Genomic DNA, 7,242 nt, shown 5'->3' with positions numbered 1-7,242 from the left:
GGTCTGTGCTGCCTCCTCGGGGATCTGCTCCGGCGCACGGGCCGGACGGAGGCTGCCCTGGACGCCTACCGCACCGGCCTCGCCCACCGGACCACCCCGGGCACGACGACGCTGGGGCCCGCGCCCGCGCCGCCGCCGATGTGAGGGGGCCGGTGACCGGTGTGAGAGGGCCGGTGACCTGGTCACCGGGCCGAGTGCGGAAGTCCTAATTCCGTTCGACTGGGCGATTGTCCGGCTTTTGTCACGGTGCCGTGCGCTCACGCAACTGATGTCATCTCATGTCCCTCCGCCTGCTAAAAATACGGGCGGCACAGGGACGAAGACCTCCTTGTGAGAACGCAGCGCACCATGTCGAAAGTTGGCCCGTGAGGGCCGCAGGGGGAAAGGCAGCAGCCTGATGAAGCACGCACGTATGACCACCGCAGTACTGGCCACCGCAGGGGCGCTCACCGCCGCCCAGCTGGGCCTCGCCGGCTCCGCTTCCGCCGCGGACGGGCCGAAGGCGCCCAAGGCGTCGACCGCATCGGCGCAGAGCTCCGGCTGCCCGATCGACATCGTCTACACGTCCCGCTTCCACATCGGCTCGGGCGGCTGGGTGAAGTGCGACGGCCTCTACTTCGGCCTCAAGAACAAGAGCACCAAGACCTTCAAGAAGGTCACCTTCACCGTCAGCAACGTCAAGAACGTCCGCTTCGGCACGGCGAGGGCGAAGGGCGGCAAGGTCACGCACAAGACCTCGAAGACCGTCTCCGTCTACGACAAGAGCCTGGCGGGCAAGGCCAGCCTCGGTGTCCGGGTCGAGTCGCGGCTGCTGAGCACCAGGTCCTACAAGGTGAAGTTCAAGGTCCACGGCAACGGCTGGAACTGCGCCGTGAACCAGGGCACCTGGGGCGCCTGACCCTCGCGCCTCGCACGACCACGCCTCCGGGCCCGGATTCTTCCGGGCCCGGAGGCACGCTTGTTCCCGGCATGGGCCGCGCCCTCCGGTTAGCCTCGGGGCATGGTGCGGAGCGAAGCGAAAGACGTGGCCGGATATCTGGCCGAGGTGCCCGAGGGCCGCAGGGACGCCCTGACCCGGCTGCGGGAGCTGTGCCGCACGGAACTACAGGGCTTCGACGAGGTCATGGCCTACGGGATGCCCGCGTACGAGCGGGACGGCACCGCCGAGATCGCCTTCGCCGCCCAGAAGCAGTACATCTCCTTCTACCTGCTGCGCGACGACATCGGCGAGGCCTTCGAAGACCGCCTGGCCGGGCAGGACATGGGCAAGGGCTGCCTGCGCTTCCGCAAGCCGGAGGCCATCGACTTCGATCTGGTACGCGATCTGCTCAGGGCCACCGCGGCCCGGCCCGGCACGGCCTGCTGATGCCCCGCGGCAAGAAGAAGCCCCGGCGCCTGGTCGTCGACGGGCAGGTCTTTCTCTGGTCCGTGGGTCATACCCACCGCGTACCGGTCGACGGAGGGTTCGAGGACTGCTGCGAGGTCCTCTCGATCCGGCTGTCCGGGGCGCGCGGGCAGTTGCGCATCCTCTTCCGGGAGGGCGCGGGCAGGCTCGTCCCAGATGGCTTCCTCCACTCCGGGGCGGTCGGCACCGTGGAGGGCAGTCGCTTTCTGAACCTCCACGAGCCCGGCACCGCACGGGCCCTGCTCGACGCCGCGACGGCCCTGGGTTGGTGTCCCGATGAGCCCGTGGTGCGGGAGACGGACGGCTGGGAGCTGTTCGAAGCCGTGCCCAGCCGCCATCAGTAGCGTCCGCGCCGTAGGCTGATCGGATTCGGGTCAGCACACATCAGTACGACGTCGGGAGCAGTCAGGTGGACGAGGCAGCGCAAGCGGAGCTCGGTGCCGGTAAGTATCTGCTGGTCACCAGTTACCGCAAGAGCGGCACCCCGGTGCCGAGCCCCGTCTGGGTCGTCGAGGACGGCGCGGCGCTCGGTGTCTGGACGGCAGCGGACTCCTGGAAGGTCAAGCGGATCCGCAACCGCGCCGACGTTCTGATCGGCCCCTGTGACCTGCGGGGCAACCCGACCGGCGAGCAGATCCCCGCCACCGCCGAGATCTGCGACCCGCAGACGACGGCGCGCTATCGCACCCTCATCGCGCGCAAGTACGGCCTGGTCGGCCGCCTCACCCTGTTCGGCAGCAAGCTCCGGCGCGGCACCGGCGGGACGGTGGGCATCCGCATCACCCCGACGGCCGGGTGACGCCCCCGCGTCACGTCATGCTCGGCTCGGCGGTCATCTCCTGCCGGAAGGCGATGACCCCGTCCCGTGCGCCCCGCAGCCCGATGCGCGCGAAGTCCGCCTCCAGCTCGGCCAGTTCGGCCAGCGTCTCGCTCCGGTCGCGGCCCAGGCGGGCGCGCGACTTGGCCAGGCCGAGCCGGGACAGGGCCACACCGCGCGGCTCCCGCATGTCGCCGAACTCCTCCAGGGCGACGGCGTACATCTCGCGCGCCGCCTCGTAACGCCCGTCCCGGTAAAGGACGTTGCCGCGCATCTTGTGGTTGTAGGCGAGCGCACTGGCCAGGTCCATGGCCCGGCAGACGACCTCCGCCTCGGAGAGCAGCGCGAGTGCCTGCTCCGCCTCGCCCCGCAGCGAGCGGACGTCGGCGACCCCGCGCAGCGACCAGGCACGCCCCCGTGCGTCCTGCGCGTCGGTCGCGATCCGGACGCACTCCTCGAACAGCTCGAGTGCCTCGGTGTAGTCGCCGGTGTTGCGCCGCATCTGGGCGATGCCGGACATCGCCCACACCATGTGCCGCGCTTCTCCGTGCTTGCGCCCCTGTTCGAGCAGCTGCTCGTGGAGTGCGGCCACTGCCGCGTAGTCCCCCTGGATGCGCCCGGTCTCGGCAAGACCGGCGAGCGCGTAGCCGTGCGCGAGCCGTTCCCCGCTGTCGGCGGCCAGCTCCACTCCCCAGGAGAGCAGCCGCCGGGCGAGCCGCAGCTGCCCGCACTGGCGGGCGAGCGTACCGCCGCTCCACAGCGCCCAGGCCATGGCGCCCGCTTCCCCCGCTACGCGTGCGCTGCGATAGCTCTGCCGCCAGGCGGTGCCCGCGTCGTCCACGTGGCCGAGCCGCCGGTTGGCCTCGGCCAGGGCGAGCGCGGCCCGCGCCCTCTCCAGTGCGGTGTCCGCCTCGGAAAGGGCGCGGCCCGCCGCCGTCTGCACCTCCTCATAGGAGGAGTTCACCCCGAGTGCCGCACCCAACTCGCCCTGGTATTCGGGCGCGAATGCCTTGCCGTGCATAGATCCATGACCTCTCGATCAACTCCGTACGCCGGTCTCCGTACGTTGATCAAGAAGTTACGAGCGGGGCGGGGTGCGGCGAATCCCTCCGCGTATGGGTCATTCCGTACGACTCAAGGGCTACGGACGAGTCCATGGTCATCATCGGGATGTACGGGGAGGGAGAGCCGCCGGGCGACTGTCAGCTGCCTTCCGGGGAGGCGGAGCCCGCGGTCGCCGCCTGGAGCGCCGTGATGCACGCGGCGATCGACTGCTGGAGATCCTCCAGGCGGCGCACCATGTCGTCCTCGTAGAAGTCGGCGTCATCGGCGTCGTCGAAGGTCAGCTCCTCGAAGACCTTCGTCGCCTTCTGCAGGCTGCTGTAGAACTTCGCGCGCCGCTCCTGCACCCGCAGCTGCGGATCGCTCTGGACGGTCTGGGCGACCAGGTCCTTCACGGTGTCGTACGCCTCGCGGGCCCACTCGCCGGAGTCCTCGCCCTCCTCCAGCTCGTCGATGAGGGACAGATGCCGCTCGGCCTCCTCCTTCAGCTCCGCGGGAGCGTCGATGAGCTGGCCCGCGGGCGTCTTGACCTGCCCCTTGTCGACGATCTGGCGGACGTAGTCGACGCGGTCGCCCGCCTTGGCCTCGGCCGCGACGGCCTTCTTGAGGTCGTCGGTGCGCACGATGTCGCGCACGAGCCCGGTGCGCAGCGCCGGGTCCTCGTCGAGCCGGTCCATCAGCGCGCGCCGCGCCGCCTCGGCCGTGCCGGGATCGGCGAGGATCGCGGCCCGCAGCGCGGTGGGGTTCTCGGCGACCTCAAGGGCCTTGGTCGGGCGGATGCCCTCGGCCTCGGCGGCTTCCGTGATGGCGGTGCCGCGCGGGGTGAGGGCGCTGGAGCGCGACGCGTAGTACGTCAGCCAGACGTCGGAGTCGGGCAGTTCGATGTCCTCGCCGGGCGTCAGGGCCTCGAAGTGGGGCACAAGACCGTCGTCGGCGGCCTTGTCCCACGCCTTGTAGTACCGCATGACGCGCTCGGCCGAGCAGCCGGCCAGCTCGCTGAACTCCTTTGCCGAGACCTTCGGCGTCTCCTCGGCGCCCTGCCCGCCGGGGCGCACACTGCGCGCGACCATCAGGGCGAAGGTCCAGCCGCCGGTCCGTGCGTAGGCGCCGAAGTCGCGGGCGTCGCGGGCCACCGGCTCGGGCACGCCGTCCGACGGGACCGGCGCGGGAGCGTCGGATGCGACGGCGTCCGAGGAGGCAGCGGCGTCCGAGGAGACCGCCGAGGGGGCATCCGGGGTGGCCTCGGACGGGGCGGCGGCCTCGGGCGAGTCGGCGGCTTCAGACGGCGCGGTGGCAAGAGTCACGAAGGTTCTCCTGGATGGTGATGACAAGTATCTGAGAGCTGACTCGACACCTTATCTCTCCTATTGAGGTGATATGAGGGCGAGTTGTTCTGCGGTGAACAGGTGCCCCACGGTACGGAGGTGAAGCCTCCGGTGATCAAGGGCGCGATGTGGGGCCTACACATCCTGACCACATCTCCTCCCGGAGGATGACCCGGCGCGCGCGGCAGTACAGCGCCCGTGGGTTCAGAGTCCGGCTCTGAGTCTGACTTCCGGGGCGGCGGGGCCCCGGACTATGGAAAGGAAATCTGCTGACCGCCCTGACGTGCGCTGATCGTGCCGCGGGGGGTGTCACCCTGCCTGCCGAAACCGACGGGAGCCCCTTCGCCGTGGCTACGTTCCTCTACAAACTGGGCCGCCTCGCCTTCCGGCGACGCCGCTATGTGGCACTGATGTGGGTGGTGCTGCTGGCCGGCGTCGGCTTCTCCGCGTCGGCCGCGCCCGCACCGCCCGAAGACTCCTTCTCCATGCCGGGGACGGAGTCGCAGAAGGCCTTCGACCTCCTCGACGAGAAGTTCCCCGCGGCCAGCGCCGAGGGCGCCACGGCCCGCGTCGTCATCCGCGCCCCCGAGGGCGACAAGCTGACCGAGTCCGGCCCCAAGGCCGACGTCGAGAAGCTGGTCAAGACCCTGGGCACGGGCTCGCAGGTCGCCGAGGTCGCCGACCCCTTCAAGGCCAAGGCCGTCAGCAAGGACGGCACCACCGCGTACGCGTCCGTCACGTACAAGGTCGCCGCCCAGGAGCTGACCGACAAGTCCCGTGACGCGCTGACCAAGGCCACCGACGACACCCGCAAGGACGGCTACACCGTCGAGACCGGCGGCGACGCCGTCATGGCCGAGCAGGAGATGGGCGGCTCCGCCGAACTCATCGGCATCGCGGTCTCCGCGGTCGTCCTGATCATCACCTTCGGTTCGATGGTCGCCGCGGGCATGCCGCTCCTGACGGCCATCATCGGCGTGGGCATCGGCGTCTCGGGCATCGCGGCACTCGGCAGCGTCCTCGACCTCTCCGCCACGACCTCCACGCTCGCGATGATGATCGGCCTCGCCGTCGGCATCGACTACGCCCTGTTCATCGTCTCCCGCTACCGGGCGGAGATCGCCGAGGGCCGGGAACCGGAAGAGGCGGCGGGACGCGCCACCGGCACCGCTGGATCCGCCGTCGTGTTCGCCGGACTCACCGTCATCGTCGCGCTCTCGGGCCTGGCGATCGTCAACATCCCGATCCTCACCAAGATGGGCCTGGCCGCGGCCGGCACGGTCGCGATAGCCGTGCTCATCGCCCTCACCATGATCCCCGCGCTGCTCGGCTTCGCGGGCAAGAAGGTGCTGCGCCGCAAGGACCGCAAGAAGCCCGTCAGCGAGCTGCGGGACGCGAACGCCAAGCCGAAGCTGGGCACTCGCTGGGCACGCTTCGTGCTGCGCCGCCCGGTACCGGTCCTGCTGCTCGCCGTGGTGGGCCTGGGCGCAATCGCCGTGCCGGCCACCAGCCTGGAGCTCGGCCTGCCCGACGAGGGCACCTCGGCGCCGGACACCACGCAGCGCAAGGCGTACGACATGCTGTCCGAGTCCTTCGGTGCCGGCTTCAACGGCCCGCTGATGGTCACCGTCGACACCGACAAGGACAAGGGCGCCGCCGCCGCGGCCGGCACGGTCGGCAAGGAGATCGCCAAGATCGACGGCGTCGCCGCGGTCACCCCGGCCAACGGCAACAAGTCCGACGACACCGCGATCTTCAACGTCGTACCGGAGACCGGCCCGAGTGACCACAAGACCGAGGGCGTGGTCAAGGAGATCCGCTCCACGGTCGACGGTCTCGGCGACAAGACGGGCTCCGAGGTCCTGGTCACCGGCGCGACCGCCATGACCATCGACTTCTCGCAGACCCTGGACGACGCGCTCCTGCCCTACCTGGGACTTGTCGTCGGCCTGGCCTTCCTGCTCCTGATGCTGGTCTTCCGCTCGGTCCTCGTACCGCTCAAGGCGGCGCTCGGCTTCCTCCTGTCGGTGGCTGCCGCGCTCGGCGCGGTCGTCGCGGTCTTCCAGTGGGGCTGGCTGGCCGACATCGTCGGCGTGGACCAGCCGGGCCCGATCATGAGCATGATGCCGATCTTCATGATCGGCGTGGTCTTCGGTCTCGCCATGGACTACGAGGTCTTCCTCGTGACGCGCATGCGTGAGGCGTACGTCCACGGGGCGCGCCCCGGCGAGTCGGTCGTCACCGGCTTCACGCACGGCGGACGGGTCGTCGCGGCCGCGGCGGTCATCATGATCAGCGTCTTCTCCGGCTTCATCATGGAGAACGACGACATGATCAAGATGATGGGCTTCGGTTTGGCCGTCGCCGTCCTCTTCGACGCCTTCGTGGTCCGGATGGCGATCGTCCCCGCCGTGCTCGCCCTGCTCGGCAAGAAGGCGTGGTGGCTGCCGAAGTGGCTGGACCGCGCGCTGCCGAACGTCGACGTGGAGGGCGAGAAGCTGCACAGGCAGCTCGGCGACTTCCCGACGGCGCGCCAGGACGACCAGGACGGCCAAGGCCAGGACAGGGAGCTGGAGACCGTACGCGGCTGAGCCCCTGACCCGCTGTCAGGCATGACACGTCGGCCCGGTGAC

The 7,242-nt window shown here is 70.0% G+C and carries 7 protein-coding genes; 5 read left to right on the top strand and 2 right to left on the bottom strand.

Going from position 1 to position 7,242, the window contains the following annotated elements; all coding sequences use genetic code 11:
• Positions 1 to 412: 412 nt before the first annotated feature.
• The 4 genes from ACQKIP_RS34480 to ACQKIP_RS34465 all read left to right on the top strand — a co-directional run bounded on the left by ACQKIP_RS34480 (position 413) and on the right by ACQKIP_RS34465 (position 2,204).
• A complete protein-coding gene (locus ACQKIP_RS34480; protein WP_365861082.1) occupies positions 413 to 898 on the top strand; it encodes a hypothetical protein in 486 nt (161 codons plus the stop codon).
• A gap of 102 nt (positions 899 to 1,000) precedes the next feature.
• Entirely contained in the window at positions 1,001 to 1,366 is a 366-nt protein-coding gene (locus ACQKIP_RS34475; RefSeq protein WP_365861084.1) for an iron chaperone, read from the top strand.
• Complete coding sequence (locus ACQKIP_RS34470) at positions 1,366 to 1,749, top strand: hypothetical protein (RefSeq protein ID WP_365861086.1); 384 nt, start codon at positions 1,366 to 1,368, stop codon at positions 1,747 to 1,749. Before ACQKIP_RS34475 ends, ACQKIP_RS34470 begins: the two co-directional genes overlap by 1 nt.
• 65 nt (positions 1,750 to 1,814) lie before the next feature.
• The gene (locus ACQKIP_RS34465; protein WP_365861087.1) at positions 1,815 to 2,204 is read left to right on the top strand and encodes a PPOX class F420-dependent oxidoreductase; all 390 of its coding nucleotides are present in this window, start codon (positions 1,815 to 1,817) and stop codon (positions 2,202 to 2,204) included.
• Between the two features lie 10 nt (positions 2,205 to 2,214).
• Here ACQKIP_RS34465 and ACQKIP_RS34460 read toward each other — a convergent pair whose 3' ends face one another.
• The gene (locus ACQKIP_RS34460; protein WP_365861089.1) at positions 2,215 to 3,243 is read right to left on the bottom strand and encodes a tetratricopeptide repeat protein; all 1,029 of its coding nucleotides are present in this window, start codon (positions 3,241 to 3,243) and stop codon (positions 2,215 to 2,217) included.
• 181 nt (positions 3,244 to 3,424) lie between these two features.
• Positions 3,425 to 4,588 carry a hypothetical protein gene (locus tag ACQKIP_RS34455; protein WP_427745045.1) on the bottom strand — a complete coding sequence of 388 codons (1,164 nt, stop codon included), beginning with the start codon at positions 4,586 to 4,588 and terminating at the stop codon, positions 3,425 to 3,427.
• A 368-nt stretch (positions 4,589 to 4,956) separates the two neighbouring features.
• Here ACQKIP_RS34455 and ACQKIP_RS34450 point away from each other — a divergent pair, with 368 nt between their 5' ends.
• Positions 4,957 to 7,200, top strand: coding sequence for an MMPL family transporter (locus ACQKIP_RS34450; protein WP_365861091.1), 2,244 nt, complete (start codon positions 4,957 to 4,959; stop codon positions 7,198 to 7,200).
• Positions 7,201 to 7,242 lie beyond the last annotated feature (42 nt).

The organism is Streptomyces sp. NPDC059900 (assembly GCF_050270335.1).
Lineage (GTDB): Bacteria > Actinomycetota > Actinomycetes > Streptomycetales > Streptomycetaceae > Streptomyces.
This window is presented reverse-complemented; position numbering and strand designations above follow the sequence as displayed.

What these genes read in the sequence shown, in the direction of transcription:
- ACQKIP_RS34480 (WP_365861082.1), top strand. Translation starts at nt 413, where the DNA reads ATGACCACCGCAGTACTGGCCACCGCAGGGGCGCTCACCGCCGCCCAG.
- ACQKIP_RS34475 (WP_365861084.1), top strand. Translation starts at nt 1,001, where the DNA reads ATGGTGCGGAGCGAAGCGAAAGACGTGGCCGGATATCTGGCCGAGGTG.
- ACQKIP_RS34470 (WP_365861086.1), top strand. Translation starts at nt 1,366, where the DNA reads ATGCCCCGCGGCAAGAAGAAGCCCCGGCGCCTGGTCGTCGACGGGCAG.
- ACQKIP_RS34460 (WP_365861089.1), bottom strand. Translation starts at nt 3,243, where the DNA reads ATGCACGGCAAGGCATTCGCGCCCGAATACCAGGGCGAGTTGGGTGCG.